This is a genomic window from Cyclobacteriaceae bacterium (assembly GCA_025808415.1).
In the GTDB taxonomy this organism is placed as follows: Bacteria; Bacteroidota; Bacteroidia; order Cytophagales; family Cyclobacteriaceae; genus UBA2336.
In genome coordinates, this window is the sequence record CP075525.1 from 797,542 (window position 1) to 815,512 (window position 17,971).

Annotated in this window: 18 protein-coding genes and 4 tRNA genes; 17 read left to right on the top strand and 5 right to left on the bottom strand. The window is 43.6% G+C overall.

Annotation, left to right across the window (positions count from 1 at the left end; translation table 11 throughout):
- The 5 genes from KIT51_03700 to panB all read left to right on the top strand — a co-directional run bounded on the left by KIT51_03700 (window position 1) and on the right by panB (window position 6,596).
- The gene (locus KIT51_03700) at window positions 1–1,122 is read left to right on the top strand and encodes a glycosyltransferase family 4 protein (protein ID UYN87386.1); all 1,122 of its coding nucleotides are present in this window, start codon (window positions 1–3) and stop codon (window positions 1,120–1,122) included.
- A 68-nt stretch (window positions 1,123–1,190) separates the two neighbouring features.
- The gene (locus tag KIT51_03705) at window positions 1,191–4,712 is read left to right on the top strand and encodes a PKD domain-containing protein (protein ID UYN87387.1); all 3,522 of its coding nucleotides are present in this window, start codon (window positions 1,191–1,193) and stop codon (window positions 4,710–4,712) included.
- An 82-nt stretch (window positions 4,713–4,794) separates the two neighbouring features.
- The gene (locus tag KIT51_03710; protein ID UYN87388.1) at window positions 4,795–5,268 is read left to right on the top strand and encodes an Lrp/AsnC family transcriptional regulator; all 474 of its coding nucleotides are present in this window, start codon (window positions 4,795–4,797) and stop codon (window positions 5,266–5,268) included.
- 1 nt (window position 5,269) lies between these two features.
- The gene (locus KIT51_03715; protein UYN87389.1) at window positions 5,270–5,773 is read left to right on the top strand and encodes a phosphoribosyltransferase; all 504 of its coding nucleotides are present in this window, start codon (window positions 5,270–5,272) and stop codon (window positions 5,771–5,773) included.
- A 4-nt stretch (window positions 5,774–5,777) separates the two neighbouring features.
- Window positions 5,778–6,596, top strand: coding sequence for a 3-methyl-2-oxobutanoate hydroxymethyltransferase (gene panB, locus KIT51_03720; protein UYN87390.1), 819 nt, complete (start codon window positions 5,778–5,780; stop codon window positions 6,594–6,596).
- A 158-nt stretch (window positions 6,597–6,754) separates the two neighbouring features.
- Here the strand turns inward: panB and KIT51_03725 are convergent, their stop codons facing one another.
- Window positions 6,755–7,546, bottom strand: coding sequence for a DUF1080 domain-containing protein (locus tag KIT51_03725; protein UYN87391.1), 792 nt, complete (start codon window positions 7,544–7,546; stop codon window positions 6,755–6,757).
- A 113-nt stretch (window positions 7,547–7,659) separates the two neighbouring features.
- A complete protein-coding gene (locus tag KIT51_03730; protein UYN87392.1) occupies window positions 7,660–8,232 on the bottom strand; it encodes a CAP domain-containing protein in 573 nt (190 codons plus the stop codon).
- A gap of 106 nt (window positions 8,233–8,338) precedes the next feature.
- On the opposite strand from KIT51_03730, the gene icd reads away from it, so the two are divergent.
- Window positions 8,339–9,670 (top strand): NADP-dependent isocitrate dehydrogenase, encoded by a 1,332-nt coding sequence (gene icd / locus KIT51_03735; GenBank protein ID UYN87393.1) that lies wholly within the window; start codon window positions 8,339–8,341, stop codon window positions 9,668–9,670.
- Between the two features lie 63 nt (window positions 9,671–9,733).
- Here the strand turns inward: icd and KIT51_03740 are convergent, their stop codons facing one another.
- The 3 genes from KIT51_03740 to pdhA all read right to left on the bottom strand — a co-directional run bounded on the left by KIT51_03740 (window position 9,734) and on the right by pdhA (window position 12,093).
- The gene (locus KIT51_03740) at window positions 9,734–10,201 is read right to left on the bottom strand and encodes a 6,7-dimethyl-8-ribityllumazine synthase (GenBank protein UYN87394.1); all 468 of its coding nucleotides are present in this window, start codon (window positions 10,199–10,201) and stop codon (window positions 9,734–9,736) included.
- 77 nt (window positions 10,202–10,278) lie between these two features.
- Entirely contained in the window at window positions 10,279–10,965 is a 687-nt protein-coding gene (locus tag KIT51_03745) for a tetratricopeptide repeat protein (GenBank protein ID UYN87395.1), read from the bottom strand.
- Between the two features lie 90 nt (window positions 10,966–11,055).
- The gene (pdhA, locus tag KIT51_03750; protein ID UYN87396.1) at window positions 11,056–12,093 is read right to left on the bottom strand and encodes a pyruvate dehydrogenase (acetyl-transferring) E1 component subunit alpha; all 1,038 of its coding nucleotides are present in this window, start codon (window positions 12,091–12,093) and stop codon (window positions 11,056–11,058) included.
- Window positions 12,094–12,205: 112 nt separating this feature from the next.
- On the opposite strand from pdhA, the gene KIT51_03755 reads away from it, so the two are divergent.
- From KIT51_03755 to rplA, 11 genes are all read left to right on the top strand, one after another.
- A complete protein-coding gene (locus KIT51_03755) occupies window positions 12,206–13,318 on the top strand; it encodes a DNA replication/repair protein RecF (GenBank protein UYN87397.1) in 1,113 nt (370 codons plus the stop codon).
- Window positions 13,315–13,617 carry a DUF721 domain-containing protein gene (locus KIT51_03760; GenBank protein ID UYN87398.1) on the top strand — a complete coding sequence of 101 codons (303 nt, stop codon included), beginning with the start codon at window positions 13,315–13,317 and terminating at the stop codon, window positions 13,615–13,617. Before KIT51_03755 ends, KIT51_03760 begins: the two co-directional genes overlap by 4 nt.
- A gap of 174 nt (window positions 13,618–13,791) precedes the next feature.
- Window positions 13,792–13,877: transfer RNA gene (locus tag KIT51_03765), tRNA-Tyr, on the top strand.
- 62 nt (window positions 13,878–13,939) lie between these two features.
- A tRNA-Gly gene (locus KIT51_03770) sits at window positions 13,940–14,012 on the top strand.
- An 82-nt stretch (window positions 14,013–14,094) separates the two neighbouring features.
- Window positions 14,095–14,166 (top strand) — tRNA-Thr (locus tag KIT51_03775).
- Window positions 14,167–14,433: 267 nt separating this feature from the next.
- Window positions 14,434–15,621: an elongation factor Tu gene (gene tuf / locus KIT51_03780; GenBank protein UYN87399.1), complete on the top strand. Its 1,188-nt coding sequence runs from the start codon at window positions 14,434–14,436 to the stop codon at window positions 15,619–15,621.
- A 209-nt stretch (window positions 15,622–15,830) separates the two neighbouring features.
- Window positions 15,831–15,903: transfer RNA gene (locus tag KIT51_03785), tRNA-Trp, on the top strand.
- A gap of 119 nt (window positions 15,904–16,022) precedes the next feature.
- A complete protein-coding gene (gene secE, locus KIT51_03790; GenBank protein UYN87400.1) occupies window positions 16,023–16,214 on the top strand; it encodes a preprotein translocase subunit SecE in 192 nt (63 codons plus the stop codon).
- 12 nt (window positions 16,215–16,226) lie between these two features.
- Window positions 16,227–16,784 carry a transcription termination/antitermination factor NusG gene (gene nusG, locus KIT51_03795; GenBank protein UYN87401.1) on the top strand — a complete coding sequence of 186 codons (558 nt, stop codon included), beginning with the start codon at window positions 16,227–16,229 and terminating at the stop codon, window positions 16,782–16,784.
- A gap of 6 nt (window positions 16,785–16,790) precedes the next feature.
- Entirely contained in the window at window positions 16,791–17,234 is a 444-nt protein-coding gene (gene rplK / locus KIT51_03800; GenBank protein ID UYN87402.1) for a 50S ribosomal protein L11, read from the top strand.
- A 26-nt stretch (window positions 17,235–17,260) separates the two neighbouring features.
- Window positions 17,261–17,959, top strand: coding sequence for a 50S ribosomal protein L1 (gene rplA / locus KIT51_03805; GenBank protein ID UYN87403.1), 699 nt, complete (start codon window positions 17,261–17,263; stop codon window positions 17,957–17,959).
- The last annotated feature ends 12 nt before the right edge of the window (window positions 17,960–17,971 follow it).

Here is a 17,971-nt window from a genome sequence, read left to right on the forward strand (position 1 = left end):
TTGAACAAAAAGATAAACATACTGATTGTTGAAAATTCGGTTCACTTCACAGGAGCCTTTCGTGCTATAACTACACTCACCAAACATCTTAGTGATCGGTTCAATTTTTATTATTGCTTGCCGACCGGGTCAAAACTTAAAGAAAAGGTCAAGACACCTGTAGTCACCATACCTTTTGTCGAAATCAGAAAATCGCTAAAATCCATTCTTCTTTACATACCACTATTGTTCATCAATTCCTGGCGAATCATCCGGTATTGTGAGAGAAATAACATACAAATTATTCACGTTAACGACCTGTACAACCTTTGCGGAGTGGTAATTAAATGGTGGAAACCATCCTTCAAAGTCGTTTATCATGTACGTCTTATGCCTGAATCATATGTCAAAAGATTTTACAGGGTTTGGCAAACACTCATTAGTGGCTATGCCGATGCAATTATCTGTGTATCCTTGGCTGTTCGTAAAGCGAGTTCATTTCCTCCGCACAAAACAAATTTGATTTATGACACGCATGAGTCGAATGATGAATTGTTTTTTGAAAGCAGGATTATGCCGAACCATCGCGTAACATTTATTTACCTCTCGAACTATATTGCAGGTAAGGGGCAAGACTATGCTATTGAAGCTTTTTGTCTTCTAAATCGCAAGTTTTCCAAAAGCTCGTTGGTTTTTGCCGGAAGCGATATGGGCATATTGGGTAACAAACGATTTAAAAGGCAACTGAAGGAGCGATGCAATGAATATGGCTTGCAGGATTCTGTAATTTTCAATGATTTCGTAAACGATACGATAAGTTTTATCCGATCAGGCGATGTGTTACTGAATTTTTCTGACTGTGAATCTTTTTCAATGACGGTGTTGGAAGCTATGTATGCCGGATTACCAGTAATTGCCACCGATAGTGGGGGGCCTGCAGAACTTATTAAAGAAGAAGAAACAGGTTTATTGGTTCCGGTTAAGGACGTTGAGGCCATGGCAAATGCTATGCTCCGACTGGCACACAATGTTCAACTCCGAAGTAATATGGGCGCGGCTGCACGCATACGGGCTTATAAAAAATTTTCTATCGCTGAAAGTGCCGGTAAACTGACTAAACTCTATCAATCATTAGTTGAATAGTTTCGATATTTGTTGGTTTAAAGGTTACTCCTGCATATCAATATTTATTAATACCGCACTTATCACTGATGCAGCGTTCGCTCTTAATCATCTTTACCTTTTGGATGTATGGTGCTTTTGCCCAGTGTCCGTTTACGGATTTTACGTTGCCTTCCTCAGGTTGTATCGGCCAGGGAATAGAGTTGCTTAACCAAACCACCGGGGAGGCATCCTATTCTTGGGATTTTTGTAGTGGTGATCTTGATTTAACACCACAGGTTGCTGTGGCAGCCAACAATAATCTATTGTTTCGTACACGCGCGTTAAGAATCATCAAGCATAACGAATTATGGTATGGGTTTACAATTGATCAGGCAGCTAACAAGTTAATTCGTATGGATTTTGGCACTAGCCTATCGGGTACACCCATCGTAAACGACCTTGGCAATCCGTCCAATTTACTTAATGGGGCCTTTGACTTTCAAATGTACTTTGAATCGAATCAATGGTTCGCATTGGTGGTAAATACAACTGGTAACAATTTATTACGATTAAGTTTCGGCAGCGATATTGAGTCTATCCCTACCGTGCAAAATCTCGGTTCGTTTGGTGTGTTGAATACTCCGAATGGAATTTTTATTGCTAAGGACAATGAACATGTAAAGGTTTTTGTTAGCAACGGTGGGGTTGCGTCAATTGTCCGATTCGATTTTGGAGCTTCCATTCTTAATAATCCTGCAGTAGGAACTTTTAATGTAGTAGGAGCTTCTGGTCTGCGCGGAATTGCCATTACTCGCGAATGCGATCGCTGGTTTGGTCTGGTAACTTCGTATAACAACAACAAGGTTTTTTGGCTTGACTTCGTAAACGGTTTAAGCCAACCTCCAACCACCGGGGAAATTACTTTTTTTACGTCCTATAGTTTTCCGGCCAGTGTGGTTATTGCTGATGATGGTGGCGATTATTATGCATTTATTCAATCAGCTCTCGGGGTGCAATACCGACTTTCTTTCGGAAGCAGTATAGTCGACAAAAACGGAACGGGACAAAATCTCGGAAATTTTGGAATTTCAAATGAGAATTTTGCTTTAGATATGACGAAGGTTAATTCTGATTGGTATGGATTTTCCATTGATCTCGCCAACCGAAGGCTTGTCAGACAAACCTTTCCTTTATCCTGCGATGCCGATATTCCTACCAGCGCTGAGCAAAATCCTCCCTTAATAAGTTACGGAACCAGTGGAGCAAAAAAAATTACCTTGAAGGCCATGGATGCAAATGGATCACTTCGTTCTGTCAGTAAGAACATCACCATTACCGCCAGTCTTGCGCCAGATATTTCATTTATATCGCAAAACGTTTGCGCGAATCACGCTATCAACTTCGCTTCTGAGAATACATCTGGCAACATTACTTCCTACGATTGGAATTTTGGCGATGCCGGTACTTCTTCACTGCCCAATCCAACGCATGTGTATGCAACAGCCGCGAGCTATGATGTTCGCTTAACGGTTACGGCATCGAATGGCTGTAGCAATCTGGCACGGGAACAACTTACTATTTTCAATCAACCGGTAGCTGATTTTGTATTGCCGGCAGTATCGCCAATTTGCACCAACCAGAATTATCTGTTCACGAATTCAACAACTTTTGATGCTGCGCTCATGCCATCATGGTCGTGGAGCGTGAATGGAACCCCGGTATCCACCAATCAGAACCTGGAGTTTTTGTTTGCAAATGCGGTTAGTCAGGAGATAAAGCTTAAAGCAGCTATACCGGGCTGCGAGAGTGAAGTGATAAAATCAATCATCACAGTTTTGCAAGGACCTGATGTCGATTTTACTTTTATTGGTCAATGTGAAGATGCACCTGTATCGTTTACCAATACCACAACCGGTGAGGTAAGTTCATTTGCATGGGAATTTGGTGATGGACAAAATGCTACCGTGGTTAATCCTGTAATATTGTTTAGCAATCCCGGTACGTATCAGGTAAACCTTGCTGCAACAAACACTGGAGGCTGTGTGAACAGTAAAAGCAGGCCGATTACCATCTACTCCAAGCCCCAAACCAATTTCGCAGTTGCTCTACCACCCTTTTCGTGCAACGGCACGCCAACACAATTTACAGATTTAACACCCAACCCGTTTGATAGCAACATTACTTCATGGTTATGGAATTTTGGTGAGGGGGGTACTTCAACGTTGCGAAATCCGCAACACACATTCACTAATGCCGGTGGATACAATGTTTCACTTACCACCATAACAAACTTTGGTTGTTCTTCTGTATTGGAAAAGCCGGTAACCATTTCTCAATCACCAATAGCAAATTTTACAAATACCCCGCCTTGCCTTGGCGTGCCGGTGAGTTTTACGAACACTTCAACAGGTGCGTTACAATCCCAGCAATGGCAAATTGAAAGCACGTTCTATACACTGGCAAATCCTGTGCATGCTTTTACATCATCAGGTAATAAAAGTGTAACGCTTAATGTAACGGCTACCAATGGTTGTGTGGCATCTGTAAACCGAACTCTGATAGTGCCGAATACAATATCACCTGATTTTACTTTTATGCGTAACTGCATCAATCAGCAAACCGAATTTACAAGCAACACGGTTAATCCAGCCGATCCGATAACTGCCTATAACTGGAACTTTGCAGGTTTAGGAACGGGCAATCTCAACCCTCAGAATTTTTCTTTTAATAATACCGGAAACTTCAATGTATCGCTTTCTGTAACTACACAAACTGGGTGTGTTTATAGCGTAGCCAAAAATGTGAACATCATTAATGCACCCCAGGCAAGTTTTACAGCAACACCTTCAGTGGGGCCGCCACCCTTGCAGGTTCAGTTTACCAACACCTCGGTTAATGCCACCAGTTATAGCTGGGCGTTTAATGATCCGGCCAATTCCACCAGCACATTGGTTTCGCCTTCATTTACCTATACAACATTAGGCCAATATGTAGCCGACCTTACGGCATTTAATGCACAGGGTTGTTCGAATATTTTTAGCAGGGTTATTCATGTGGTTATTCCTGTTATTGATGTTGCCCTTACGGAACTGGAACTGATGCGCTTACCTAATCAGGCAATAAAACCGGCAGTAACGATTCAAAATAATAGTAATGTGGTGTTGGCTAACCTGGCGCTTCGGATGGAATTGAATGGTACTTTCATTCGCGACATTGTTCCGGTTTCCATCGAACCGAATTCAATCTACAGGCATGTTTTCGATTTTGAGCTTCCGTTTACCTCTGCCTTGCAGGTTGTTTGTGTAAAAGCAGAAATTGATGACAGCTCACCGGAAGACAACCGCATCTGCGCAAGCGTGGATGAAGCTTTTGTTTTTCTGGCACCTTATCCAAACCCGCTATCTTCTCAAAGTGAAATCAACGTAGAGTGGGTGGCTCCCGACAATCGAAATACTGAAATTCTGCTTGTGAATTCGTTGGGTCAGCAGGTTAAGAAAATCGAAGTCACTTCCTCTGTTGGATATAATACTGAAGTAATCCCCGGCTCAGGCTTACAGTCGGGTATGTATTATGTGCAAATCCGGTATGGTTCAATTATCCGGACACACCGAATATTGGTAGCAGATTAATCTACAGCGCGCAGTTTATTCTTTCGCTTTTTCCCTTATTTTTACCAAATATAATTTGGTTTATAATCCCCTCAAACGACTTATGAAAAACATCAAACTGGATGCTACCGACAGGAAAATCCTGGAAATGCTTCAACGCAATTCGAACATTACCAATGCTTTGCTGGCCAAAGAAATCGGCCTGTCGCCCGCGCCAACCCTGGAGCGTGTAAACAAGCTTGAAAATGCCGAAGTAATTAAGAGTTATCATGCCGTAATTGATCCGGCTTCGGTAGGCCTGGGGGTTAGCACCTTTGTTATGGTTACCCTGAAAGGCCACAATAAGGACAACATTGAGAAGTTTATGCATGCCATCAATCAGGTAGATGAGGTTATCGAGTGCCATCATATTACGGGAGCCGGTGATTTTATTTTAAAAATCATCTGTGCCGATATAGCTGCTTATCAGCAACTGATGCTGGAGAAAGTTTCCAACATTGATGTAGTGGATAGCCTCCAGTCGATGGTAATTTTGTCTACCATGAAATCAAGCAAGGTGCTTCCTATTCCAAGCTGATATGGTTTCGGAAAAAACATTGATTCTTGATGGCGCGCAGGTGAAGCAGAAGATTCGCAGGATGGCCTTCGAGATTTACGAAAATAATTTCAAGGAGAAGTCCATTGTCGTTGCCGGAATTGATGGCCAGGGTTATGTGTTGGCAAAGTTGCTCGCGAAGGAAATTGAATCCATATCATCGATAGAAGCAAAGCTGGTGAAAGTAAGTCTTGATAAACTGGCTCCCCAGCAAGGCGAGGTTATTCTGGATTGCGATGTGAAGGAAGTAAAGAAGAAGAGTATTATTTTAGTAGATGATGTGCTCAACACAGGCCGCACATTGGCCTATGGGCTTAAACCTTTTTTAGACACCGAAGTCAAAAAAATTGAGACAGCCGTTCTTGTCAATCGTAGTCATACCAACTTTCCAATTTATCCGCAATACACCGGGTATGCGCTGGCCACCACCATTAAAGATCATGTAAAAGTTGTGCTGGGTAAAGAGTCAGCTGTTTACTTATCGTAGATCCATGTCGGTACACAAAAGCGATTTAAAGAAGATCACCACGCACCAGCTCCAGGAAATGAAAAACCGAGGAGAAAAAATTTCCATGCTCACCGCGTATGATTACAGCATGGCAAAAATTATTGACGGTGCGGGCATTGATATTATACTCGTGGGCGATTCAGCTTCGAATGTGATGGCTGGTAATGAAACTACACTCCCTATCACGCTGGATCAAATGATTTATCATGGATCATCGGTGGTGAAAGCCGTAACACGCGCACTGGTTGTAGTCGACCTTCCGTTTGGTTCTTATCAGGGAAGTTCCGGTGAAGCGCTACGTTCAGCCATACGAATTATGAAAGAAGCGGGGGCGCATGCCGTTAAGTTGGAAGGTGGAAGTGAAGTGAAAGATTCCGTTGAGCGAATTCTTATGGCTGGCATTCCGGTGATGGGGCATTTGGGCTTAACACCTCAGTCCATTTATAAATTTGGTACGTATACCGTACGCGCCAAAGAAGAAGCAGAAGCTACTAAATTGCTGGAGGATGCGAAGCTGTTGGAGGCATGTGGATGTTTTGCACTCGTGCTCGAAAAAATTCCGGCTAAGCTGGCTAAGCAGGTTGCCAGTGCATTGCATATACCGGTTATTGGCATTGGAGCAGGGTCCGATGTTGATGGCCAGGTACTTGTGATGCAAGACATGCTGGGCATCAATCAGGATTTTAAGCCACGTTTTTTGCGCAGGTATGCCGACCTGCATACGGCAATTACAAATGCAGTAGGCAAGTATATCACCGATGTAAAATCAAAAGATTTTCCGAGTAAGGAAGAGATGTACTAGAACCCATCTCAAAATACTAAATGAGGCGTAGTCATACCGGCCTTGAGCCTGCCTACCGGCAGGCAGGCCTGTATCTCCCATTTTCATACTACCGTCAAAGGGATCGCGGATCATTGTCCGCGATGACAACTATTTTTGAGATGGGTTCTAAATTCTCTTTATAATTTCCTGATCCAGATATTTCTGAACTGCGTTTTATTTCCATGATCCTGCAGTGAAATCACATCATCACCGTGCGCTTCAGGGTAATGATGCAATCCAACGTACAAGGTTAATCCGTTAATGGTAACATTATTCTGGATCAAAACGCCATTGTGCAGCACGGTTATAGTGGCCGGTGAGTCCAGGCTGCCATTGGCTTTGAAGCGCGGTGCGCGATAGATTACATCGAACGTATTCCACTCAAGCGGTCCCTTCATGGCGTTAACCAGGGGAGCGTGGTCTTTATAAATACTTCCGGCCTGGCCGTTTCGATAGGTTCGGTTGTTATACGAATCCAGTATTTGAAGTTCGTACCGGTTTTGAAAAAATACTCCGCTGTTTCCGCGGCCCTGCCCCTGGCTCTCCACTACATCAGGCGCGCTGAATTCAAGGTGTAACTGACAATCACCAAACTTCATTTTCGTTTGAATGTCGCCTGAACCGGGCACTACCTCCATATGTGTCTTGTCAACAAGTTTCCACGGAGCCGGCTTAGACGGATCTTTCTTGCTTACCCACTGATCAAGATTTTCGCCATTGAAAAGTATAATGGCATCGGAAGGTGCGTCACCCACGTTCTTGCCCGGGGTTACAACTGGCACCTCAGGTTCCCAGATTTCTGTCATCTCCGGTTTCATGGGCATGGGCGAAACCGCTGGCGGTGTGTTCGGATAATTACCCTGAGCGAAGATTAAATTGGCAGAAGACAATGCCATGAGTAGAAATAACAGGTAGTAATTTGTTTTCATAAAATATTTTTGGTGACGAAGGGAAAGATATATGTTTTCAGCCACAAAAACACGAAGACACTAAAAGCACAGTAGGCAAAATTATCAACACATCCATGCTTGCGTAACATCAGTTAATTATTGCAAACTACAAGAGTAGCATCATCTTCCAGTGTGCCAAACCAAACAACACCGTATTCTTTATAAATGCCTATGCCAATGGCGCGCCATTCAAGTTGTTTCCAGGTGCCTTCGTTGATGATTACCCTGTTGTGCCCGGGGCTTTTTTTCCATCCCCCCAGTCCTTCTTCGGCATTGGCGCCTGCTGAAGAATAGTATGAAATTTCAAATCCATTGCTGTTGTAACCGGCAATCTCGCGTGGTTTATCCCACATACATTTGGCTTGCTTGTGATCATTGGTGTAACAACATGATGTCCAGTTTCCTTTTTTCGACCAGCTGTGCAGGTTACATTTCTCATTGGTCGGGTCGTGATTTTCGCTTAAATCGCGGGCATGGATTTGTGCCACCTGGGTAAGCTTTGCCGACAGGGGAATAACCTCAAGCCCCAGACTTTGCCGATAATCCATGATAAGGTCATACAATTTTTTCTCTTCTGGCTGAAGGCAAATTAAGCTATCTGCATATTGAGGAGAATAGGCAGATAAGGCGCAGAACAGGATCAGAAATGGGATTACTTTTTTCATAGGGACAATGATCAAACAAAAAACGCCCCAAAACACAAAAGCTGTTCATTTGTACGCCTATTTTTTTAATTTCGGGGCTCTTAAAGGAATTTAAATTTAAATAGAAATGAGCGATCAGAAGATTACGATCAGTAACGGCAAGTTAACAGTACCCGATAACCCAACCATTCCATTTATTGAAGGCGATGGTACGGGTCCGGATATCTGGAGTGCTTCACAACATGTATTTGATTCAGCTGTTGCAAAAGCTTACGGTGGCAAGAGGAAAATTAACTGGAAGGAAGTATTGGCAGGCGAAAAGTCGTTTAACAAAACAGGAAGCTGGTTGCCCGATGAAACCCTGGATGCTTTCCGTGACTATTTAGTTGGAATAAAAGGCCCGCTTACTACTCCGGTAGGTGGTGGTATACGTTCGTTGAATGTTGCCTTGCGCCAGATTCTTGATTTATATGTTTGTCTTCGGCCGGTGCGCTGGTATGAAGGTGTACCTTCACCGGTGAAAAATCCGGGTGCGGTGGATATGGTAATCTTCCGTGAAAATACAGAAGATATTTATGCAGGGATCGAGTTTGCTGCGGGGTCGCCAGAAGCGCAAAAAATGCTCGATTTTCTTGCGAAGGAGTTTCCGAAAGAATACAACAAGATTCGATTCAACACCAAAGAGAAGTCAGAGGCTTTTTGGAAAATGGTTGGTGCTCCAAGTGTAAAAAATGAGGTGAACGTTGGCATCGGTATTAAACCGGTAAGCTGGAGCGGAAGCGTTCGGTTAATACACAGTGCTATTGCTTACGCTATAAAGTTTAATCGCAAATCTGTAACGCTCGTACACAAAGGCAACATCATGAAGTTTACCGAAGGTGCTTTTATGGACTGGGGTTATGCCATTGCTGAAGAATATTTTGGCGATAGAGTGTACACCTGGAAACGGTGGGAAAAGACCAAGAAAGAAAAGGGAGAAGATGCCGCCAATGCAGAACAGAAAGCTGCCGTGGCTGCGGGTAAGATTATCATCAAAGATTCTATTGCCGACATTACGCTTCAACAGGTGTTAACACGCCCTGAAGATTTTGAAGTAATAGCTACCTTAAACCTAAACGGAGATTACCTCAGTGACGCATTAGCGGCTCAGGTAGGTGGTATTGGTATTGCTCCGGGAGCGAACATCAACTACATCACTGGTCACGCCATCTTCGAAGCTACACATGGCACAGCACCGAAGTATGCCGGTCAGGATAAAGTGAATCCCGGCTCGGTTATTCTTTCCGGTGTGATGATGCTGGAGTATATGGGCTGGCAGGAAGCAGCTGATCTGATTAATCGTGGTCTTGAAAAAGCAATTTCCACCAAGCGTGTAACGTATGATTTCCATCGTCAGATGGAAGGTGCAACGCTGCTGAAGTGTTCAGAGTTTGGACAGGAAGTGGTAAAGAATATGTAAGTCGAATAACTTACACAAAAAGAGCCTCACAATTAATTGTGGGGCTTTTTTGTTTGACTTGATTTAGAATCCCAACATCTTAATCGATGTGAGCGCTGCCTCTTCACCCTTGTTGCCATATTTGCCACCTGCCCGGTCAAAGGCTTGTTGCTTGTTTAGTGTGGTAAGCACCCCAAAAATCACCGGCTTGCCGGTTTTTAATCCAACTTCAGTAATGCCATAGGCTACCGCCTGGCAGATGTAATCGAAGTGCGGAGTTTCTCCCTGAATAACACAACCTAAGCAAATCACAGCATCAATCTCATCGCGTTGCGCCATCCATTGTGCACCAAGTGATAACTCAAATGTGCCCGGTACATTTTTCCGAATAATGTTTTCTTTGGTTACCCCATGGCTGAGCAAGGTTGCTACGGCCGATTGATATAAAGCCTCGGTGATTTCTTCGTTCCATTCAGCAACAACCAAAGCAATTCGTGTGGAGGAAAGATCTATGCGGGTTAGTACTTTTCCGGATGATAAGGGGCCTGCCATTTTACTATTGTTTTAAAAACGAGTGAGCATAAAAAAAGGGATAGAAATTCTATCCCTTAAAAGTAGTTGAAATTCTTTTACGAGTTGCTTTCCAGTTTTGCTTTAAACTTGCGGGCATTGGTGAACTCAGCCGACTCAAAATATTTTGTAATAATCTGATCGTACGCTTCTTTTGCTTTCTCCGGCTGATTCAATTTCTCGTAGGCTAATGCCGCTTTCATCAAATAAGTAGGTGTAAAAAATTTGTTGGGTTTATAGCCTGCTGCCTTATTGTAGTATTTGGCAGCATCTTCAAATTTTTCTTCTTCCATATAAGCATCGCCAATCAAACTATAAGCACGTGCCTGAACCAAAAGATCGTTCGAGCTAAAGTCTTCCAGGTACAGTCTGGCAGCTTCATATTTCCCTTGCTTCAAATAAGAAACGCCTGCATAGAAATGAGCCAGGTTTGCGGCATCCGAAAACTTGTAATCATTAATGATATCGATGAACCCTAAGTTGTTACCATCGCCATTAAGGGCAAGGTTCAAACTGTCTGCTTCAAAGTAGTACACCGCCTGAAACATGTCGCGTTGGGCTTGAGCATCCTGGCTGGATTTGTAATACATAAAGCCAAAATATCCTGCCACAATCAACAGCAGTACACCCACCATGCCGGTTACAAGTTTTGAGTTTTGCTCCAACCAATTTTCAGCGCCCTCCAGCTTTTCCGCCAGCGCTTCCGGGTTCTGCAATAAATCTTTGGTTTCGTCTTTCTTCGCCATTACCCTAAAATATTTACCTGATAACATCCCGAAAACCATCGGGAAGGGCGCAAAACTACTAATTAGATGATACTAAACAAAAGGAGGGTGTTAGTCGGTAATGAAGGGGTAATCGGCTTCGTAATAAATATCGGTCATTGCTTCTGATGGATCAGGGAAGTTCGATTCTTCGGCAAACTTCACGCTTTCCTCCACCTGGGCCGCAACTTTTTGTTCTATTTTTTCCAGGTCGGCTTCGGTTGCCATTTTCCTATCCATAAGTGTTTTACGCACCACCTCAACCGGGTCGCGTTGCTTATACTCCTCAACCTCATCTTTGGTACGATACTTTTGTGGATCGGACATGGAGTGGCCTTTGTAGCGATAGGTCCTGAACTCCAGCAAAGTAGGGCCATCGCCTTTACGGGCGCGTTCTGCAGCGCGGGCAACGGCAAGGTGTACTTCTTCAACTTTCATCGCATCCACAGGTTCCGATGGCATATCGTATGATTCCGCCAGGGTATAAAGCTCATGCACGTTGGAAGTACGTTTTACGGAAGTACCCATGGCGTAGCCATTGTTTTCGATTACAAAAATTACGGGAAGCTTCCACAACATAGCCAGGTTCAGGGCCTCATGAAAGGCACCCTGGCGAACAGCACCGTCACCCATGTAACAGATGCACAGATTGTCGGTCTTATTGTATTTTTCAGCGAAGCCTATACCTGCCCCCAAAGGGATTTGGCCCCCAACAATACCATGCCCCCCGATAAAGTTCACGTTCTTATCAAAAATGTGCATCGATCCGCCTTTACCTTTTGAACAGCCGGTTTCTTTTCCATACAATTCGGCCATCACTGCATTGGGGCTTGTGCCTAATGCAAGCGGATGGGCGTGGTCGCGATATGCGGTTATCCACTTATCTCCTTTTTTAAGTGCCGTTACCGCACCGGCTGCGCACGCCTCCTGACCGATATAGAGGTGGCAGAAGCCTTTAATTTTTTGCATACCGTAAAGCTGGCCTGCCTTTTCTTCAAACTTTCGCATCAACAACATGCTTTCATACCAGAACAGGTAGGTTTCTTTTGAAAAACCTTTTTCTGCGCTCTCAGAGGCTTCAGTTTTCTTAGCTTTGGCGGTCGTGGACATATCCCTAATTTTAATTTCGGACTGCGAAAATAGGGTACAATTGGTCAATCGCCAAGCGTATTACCTGAAATACGGCCTTTCACCATGTTATTGATTTTTACCCCGTAAACCCGTGCATCTTACTAAGCTCCAGTTGGCGAATTTTAAGAATTATGAAGAACTCGTGCTGGAGTTTCCTTCCCGGGTTAATTTTTTGCTGGGCTTAAACGGAAGTGGAAAAACCAACCTGTTGGATGCCATCCATTATCTCTCCGTTACCAAAAGTTTCTCAAATTCATCCGACACCCAGAATATTCGTTATGGTGCCGATTATTTTTTTATCAGGGGTTTCTTTGCCAATGTGAATAAACAAGGTGAAGTTTTTTGCCAGGTTCAATCCGGCAAAAAGAAAGTGTTTCAGGAAAACGGGAGAGATTATGACAAGGTCAGTGATCATATAGGAAAATATCCGGTGGTGTTGATCTCACCTCTGGATGTTGATCTTGTAAAAGAATCCAGTGAGGCACGCAGAAAGTTTTTTGATCAGATGATTGCTCAAGTTGACCATTCCTACCTGGATGCACTTTTGGAATATCATCATGCGCTTAAGCAACGGAACGCTTTATTAAAACTTTTCACTGAGAACAATTCTATAGACTATGATATGATTGATCTTTATGATCAGCAGATGGCCAGGTCGGGAGGATTAATCTATCAAAAAAGAAAAGCATTTGTGGCAGAGTTTTTACCCATTTTCAACACGTCCTATAATCTGTTAGTAGACAATCGTGAGGATGCCACGTTAGCGTATGCTTCTGAATTGGAGGCCTCTGAGTTTGAAGCAGGTTTGAAAAGCAGTATCAAAAAGGACTTGATTTTACAGCGCACGACCTTTGGGGTACACCGCGATGATTATGTTTTTGGATTTGCCCATGGCGAATTGAAACGTTTAGGGTCGCAAGGCCAGCAAAAGTCGTTTCTGGTTGCCATTAAACTAGCTCAGGTAGAGGTAATTAAGTCGCATTTAGGCTTTAGCCCGATTTTATTGCTGGATGACATTTTTGACAAATTGGATGATACGCGCATTGCCCGTTTGCTCAGGATTATTTCAGGAGCGGATTATGGTCAGTCGTTCATAACGGATGCCGGCCCCGAGCGAACCCAGGCTATGGTGGATGAACTTGATATTGATTGCGATATCTTTAGTGTAGAAAAGGGGATTATTCATCAAAGCAGTATCCAATGAAAGGCCGGGGTAAGAAGTCTGATATTTTACCAATTAAGGATGCCATTCGTGATCTTCTTAACTCATATCACCTGGAATCCAAATTTGATGAGGCACAAGTGGTGGCTTCGTGGGAAAGGTTGGTGGGTGTGCCTATTGCCAAACGAACCCGTAAGGTATTTATCAAAAACAAGGTATTGTTCGTGGAATTTAAAACCGCAGCCATGAAAAGTGACTTTCTCCTTCATAAAGCTAAAGTTCTTGAACTCTTCCGCAAGGAATTCGGACCGGGCGTACTAAACGATATTGCCATTCTTTAAAAACAGCCATCCCCTGCTTTTTAAAATGTTTGCCGAAACCAAAAAACCGTATAATTTTGCACTCCTAATTTTTGAAAATGCCGTTTTTGAGATGATCGATCGGTTTTTTTAAGACGTTCTAGGAAATGTTTTGATCGGGATTTTTGGGGCAATCCTCGGATTCCGTAACCAATTGGGGGAATACCAAAGCGGCCAACTGGGACAGACTGTAAATCTGTTGTCTTATGACTTCATAGGTTCGAATCCTATTTCCCCCACCAAGTCAATTCAAGATTCCAGATTCAAGATTTAAAATTTTGAATCTGGAATTTTGAATTGGTATGCGGGAGTAGCTCAGTTGGTAGAGCGGCAGCCTTCCAAGCTGCAGGTCGCGGGTTCGAGCCTCGTCTCCCGCTCTTGATGAGTTGTTCGTTGTTGGTTATTCGTTGTTCGGGTTTAGCGAATATCGAAGAGCGAATAACCAACAACGGTTTAAAGGCTGTTGTAGCTCAGGGGTAGAGCACTTCCTTGGTAAGGAAGAGGTCGTGAGTTCAATTCTCATCAACAGCTCAACTGAGTTAAGGAAACTGAAACTCACTGAATCAGAAGGAAGTTCTGATCTTATTGAAACTATGAAACTATGGGATTTTTTGATTTCGGATGAGTAGCGCCATCGGTTTGGAAATCAAAAGAAACCAAACTGCCCTTGGGCAGACGAATAAACCCTTATTCGACAGGCTTATCATGTTTAGGGTGTATCTCCTCAAAAAGGGGATTTAAGGGATGTAACAACTTAAATTAATTATACACTTTAAACTTTAACTGGAATTTTCAAATATGGCTAAAGAAACATTTGATCGTTCGAAACCCCACGTAAACGTAGGTACAATTGGTCACGTTGACCATGGTAAAACTACCTTAACTGCTGCCATTACCAAAGTATTGGCTTCTAAAGGTCTTGCCGCTGAACGTGATTTCTCGTCTATCGACAACGCACCGGAAGAGAAAGAACGCGGTATTACCATCAATACCTCTCACGTTGAGTATCAAACCCAAAACCGTCACTATGCGCACGTTGACTGTCCGGGTCACGCTGACTATGTGAAGAACATGGTTACCGGTGCTGCCCAGATGGACGGTGCCATCTTGGTAGTGGCTGCTACCGATGGCCCTATGCCCCAAACCCGTGAGCACATTCTGTTGGCCCGTCAGGTAGGTGTACCTGCTTTGGTGGTGTTCATGAACAAAGTTGACTTGGTTGACGATGCAGAATTGTTAGACTTGGTTGAAATGGAAGTTCGCGAACTTCTTTCATCTTATAAATTCCCTGGTGATACTACCCCGGTTATCCGTGGTTCTGCATTGGGAGGACTGAATGGTGAGCCAAAGTGGGTTGAAAAAATTGAAGAACTTATGAAGGCGGTAGATGAGTTCATTCCGCTCCCAGTTCGTTTGATCGACAAAGATTTCTTGATGCCGGTTGAAGATGTGTTCTCGATCACCGGTCGTGGTACTGTGGCTACCGGTCGTATCGAGCGCGGTATCATCAACTCTGGTGATGCGGTTGAAATTCTTGGTATGGGTGCTGAAAACTTGAAATCCACCGTTACGGGTGTGGAAATGTTCCGTAAGATCCTTGACAGGGGCGAGGCTGGTGACAACGTAGGTTTATTGCTTCGCGGTATTGAAAAGGAGCAAATCCGCAGGGGTATGGTTATTTGTAAGCCCGGTTCGGTAACCCCGCACGCTAAGTTCAAAGCTGAGGTTTACGTTCTTTCAAAAGAAGAAGGTGGTCGTCACACTCCATTCTTTAACAAATACCGTCCTCAATTCTATTTCCGCACAACGGATGTAACAGGAGAAATCATGTTGCCTGCTGGTGTTGAAATGGTTATGCCAGGCGATAATATCTCCATCGAAGTTCAGTTGATCAACAAGATTGCTATGGAAAAAGGTCTTCGTTTCGCGATCCGCGAAGGAGGCCGCACCGTTGGATCTGGTCAGGTAACTGAAATTCTTGACTAAGAACAATAGGGTCTGCTGAATAGCAGAAAGCTGATAATCAATAACATAAGGCGTTTCTGAAATTTTAAGAAACGCCTTTGTTTTCTATCGTTCTATTTCTACCTTTGCAGTCCTTTTGGGCTGCGTAAGGTATAAGAACGTAACTAAATGTGGTTCAAGGGGTTGAGGAGACTTAAAAAGCCTGCAAAATCCTAACGAGAATCACCTAAACGGGTGTAGCTCAATTGGTAGAGCAGCGGTCTCCAAAACCGCAGGCTGGGAGTTCGAGTCTCTCCACCCGTGCAAACAAGTAAAATGAACTGGCGGAAGACCTGGAAGTCCTGACGCCCTTCGGGGATCAGGATGCTGACCGAAGCGTCAGCATTCGAGTCTCTCCACCCGTGCTAAAACGCTAAAAACTGATGCAGAAGGTTAAAACATACTTCTTGGAATCCTGGGATGAGCTGCGAAACAAGGTTTCATGGTCCAGTTTCAACGAGTTGCAGAGCAGTGCCATTTTGGTGCTGGTGGCTTCAACCATTTTTGCCTTGGCAATTGGTGCTATTGACTGGGTTTTTAAAACCGGTTTGGAGTGGTTTTATAGAGAATTTTAACCTGCTAAAGGCATGGGCGAATTGAAGTGGTATGTACTGCGTGTTGTCAGTGGCCAGGAAAAGAAAGTTAAATCTTACCTGGAGAACGAAATCGAGCGCGAAAAACTAAGGGATTTTATCCCGCAGGTTTTAATACCATCGGAGAAGGTTTATGAAATGAGAGGGGGCAAGAAAAGGGTTCGGGAGCGAAACTTCTTCCCCGGATATGTGCTCATCTCTGCTGATTTGTCGCATGGGGAGGCATATCACTCGGTAAATAATATACCCGGTGTTATTGGCTTTCTGGGTAACAATGGATCGGGGTCATCAAAAGAGCCGGTGCCTTTGCGCCAGTCTGAGGTGAACCGGATTTTAGGTAAAGTTGATGAGATTGATTCATTCGATGAGAAACTTGAGACACCATTTATCAAAGGTGAATCGGTGAAAGTAATGGATGGTCCGTTTAGCGGTTTTACCGGATCGGTTGAAGAAATTTTTGAAGAAAAGAAGAAGCTTAACGTAATGGTTAAGATTTTCGGCAGGAATACACCTGTTGAGTTGAATTATATGCAGGTTGAAAAGTTAGATTAAAGAATCATGGCAAAGGAAATTACAGGCTATTTGAAACTGCAGGTTAAAGGAGGATCAGCGAATCCATCTCCTCCAATTGGTCCTGCGTTAGGTAGCAAGGGTCTAAATATTATGGACTTTTGCAAACAGTTTAATGCGCGTACCCAAGACAAACCTGGACAATTGCTTCCGGTATTGATTACGATCTATAATGACAAGTCTTTTGACTTTGTGATTAAAACGCCTCCGGCAGCTAACCTGATACTGGAGACCATGAAAAAACAAAGTGGTTCCAAAGAGCCTAACCGCGTAAAAATTGGTTCCATTACATGGGATCAGGTAAAGGCGATTGCCGAGTTAAAAATGCCCGACCTTAATGCGTTTAAAATTGAATCGGCCATGAAAATGGTGGCCGGTACGGCAAGAAGTATGGGCGTTACGGTATCGGGTACACCTCCGTGGGATAAATAATTAACTGACTGATTACGAATAAAGTCATGGCAAAGATTTCAAAAAACAGAAAAGCTGTAATTACAAAGTATAATCCAGCAAAAGAATATACCCTGGAAGATGCATCGCAATTGCTAAAGGATATAACCTTTACAAAATTCGATGCCTCTGTGGATATGGACATACGCTTAGGTGTTGATCCTAAGAAGTCCGATCAGATGGTTCGTGGTGTTGTATCACTTCCTCATGGTATCGGAAAAACCGTTCGGGTGCTAGTGCTTTGCACGCCTGACAAAGTTCAGGAAGCAAAAGATGCTGGTGCTGATCACGTAGGTTTGGATGACTACATCCAAAAAATTGAAGGAGGCTGGACAGACATTGACGTAATCATCTGTACACCTACCGTAATGGCCAAGGTTGGTAAACTTGGCAAGGTGTTGGGCCCCCGCGGCTTAATGCCAAACCCTAAATCAGGAACTGTTACGCTGGAAGTTGGTAAAGCCGTGAAAGAAGTTAAAGCCGGTAAAATCGACTTCAAAATTGATAAAACTGGAATTATCCACGTGAGCATCGGGAAAGCTTCCTTCTCGCCTGAAAAAATCAGGGACAATGCCATGGAGATGATTCAGGTTGTTGCAAAACTTAAGCCTGCCTCATCAAAAGGCACATACTTTAAAAGTATAAGCCTTTCTACTACGATGAGTCCGGGTGTAAGAATTGACACGGGTTCTATTGCTGGTATTTAAGAAAAACAAAAC

Coding starts and splice junctions, on each gene's coding strand:
- KIT51_03705 (UYN87387.1), top strand. CDS start 1,191: ATGCAGCGTTCGCTCTTAATCATCTTTACCTTTTGGATGTATGGTGCT.
- KIT51_03710 (UYN87388.1), top strand. CDS start 4,795: ATGAAAAACATCAAACTGGATGCTACCGACAGGAAAATCCTGGAAATG.
- KIT51_03715 (UYN87389.1), top strand. CDS start 5,270: ATGGTTTCGGAAAAAACATTGATTCTTGATGGCGCGCAGGTGAAGCAG.
- panB (UYN87390.1), top strand. CDS start 5,778: ATGTCGGTACACAAAAGCGATTTAAAGAAGATCACCACGCACCAGCTC.
- KIT51_03725 (UYN87391.1), bottom strand. CDS start 7,546: ATGAAAACAAATTACTACCTGTTATTTCTACTCATGGCATTGTCTTCT.
- KIT51_03730 (UYN87392.1), bottom strand. CDS start 8,232: ATGAAAAAAGTAATCCCATTTCTGATCCTGTTCTGCGCCTTATCTGCC.
- icd (UYN87393.1), top strand. CDS start 8,339: ATGAGCGATCAGAAGATTACGATCAGTAACGGCAAGTTAACAGTACCC.
- KIT51_03740 (UYN87394.1), bottom strand. CDS start 10,201: ATGGCAGGCCCCTTATCATCCGGAAAAGTACTAACCCGCATAGATCTT.
- KIT51_03745 (UYN87395.1), bottom strand. CDS start 10,965: ATGGCGAAGAAAGACGAAACCAAAGATTTATTGCAGAACCCGGAAGCG.
- pdhA (UYN87396.1), bottom strand. CDS start 12,093: ATGTCCACGACCGCCAAAGCTAAGAAAACTGAAGCCTCTGAGAGCGCA.
- KIT51_03760 (UYN87398.1), top strand. CDS start 13,315: ATGAAAGGCCGGGGTAAGAAGTCTGATATTTTACCAATTAAGGATGCC.
- tuf (UYN87399.1), top strand. CDS start 14,434: ATGGCTAAAGAAACATTTGATCGTTCGAAACCCCACGTAAACGTAGGT.
- secE (UYN87400.1), top strand. CDS start 16,023: ATGCAGAAGGTTAAAACATACTTCTTGGAATCCTGGGATGAGCTGCGA.
- nusG (UYN87401.1), top strand. CDS start 16,227: ATGGGCGAATTGAAGTGGTATGTACTGCGTGTTGTCAGTGGCCAGGAA.
- rplK (UYN87402.1), top strand. CDS start 16,791: ATGGCAAAGGAAATTACAGGCTATTTGAAACTGCAGGTTAAAGGAGGA.
- rplA (UYN87403.1), top strand. CDS start 17,261: ATGGCAAAGATTTCAAAAAACAGAAAAGCTGTAATTACAAAGTATAAT.